At 42.1% G+C, this 815-nt stretch carries 1 protein-coding gene; it reads right to left on the bottom strand.

The genetic code is table 11. The annotated features are described in order from the left end of the window. A partial coding sequence (locus ACFIK8_RS10845) for a 1-deoxy-D-xylulose-5-phosphate synthase N-terminal domain-containing protein (RefSeq protein ID WP_375669430.1) occupies nt 1-815 on the bottom strand: 815 nt, incomplete at both ends.

Genomic DNA, 815 nt, shown 5'->3' on the forward strand with positions numbered 1-815 from the left:
TCTGTTTACCTGTAACAACATCAAAACTACTAACACCATGATATTTATCAGATGATGCTTCCGCAGGTGCATATCCCTTCCCTTTATGGGTTACTACATGTACCAAAACAGGACCATTAGGATATTCACGAACATTTTTCAACACAGGCAATAAATGCTTTAAATTATGGCCATCTATTGGTCCAACATAGTAAAAGCCAAGCTCATCAAATAAAGTTCCCCCAACCAAAAAACCACGCGCAAATTCTTCTGAACGACGTGCCTTATCTAAAAAAAACTTTGGCATTTTTTTGCTGAACATCTTTATCCGTTCACGCAAACTACGGTAAGCAGGACGGGAAACCAATCGTGCGAGATGCGCACTCATTGCACCAGTAGGAGGAGCAATAGACATATCATTATCATTAAGGATAACAATCAGACGTGCATCCAAAGCACCAGCGTTATTCATCGCTTCATAAGCCATACCAGCAGACATAGCACCATCACCAATCACAGCAATAATGTTGCGTCTTTTCTCTGCTTTCAAAGCACTAGCCACCGTCATACCAAGACCAGCTGAAATAGAAGTAGAAGAATGACCCGCACCAAATGGATCATACACACTTTCTGAACGTTTCGTAAAACCTGACAATCCACCCTCTTGGCGCAATGTGCGAATTCTATCTCTACGCCCCGTCAAAATTTTACGAGGGTAGGTTTGATGACCAACATCCCAAATAATCCTATCTTCCGGTGTATTAAAAACATAATGCAACGCAACAGTAAGCTCCACAACACCAAGCCCCGCACCAAGATGACCACCTGTTACAGAA

Source organism: Bartonella sp. MR168JLCBS (assembly GCF_042194175.1).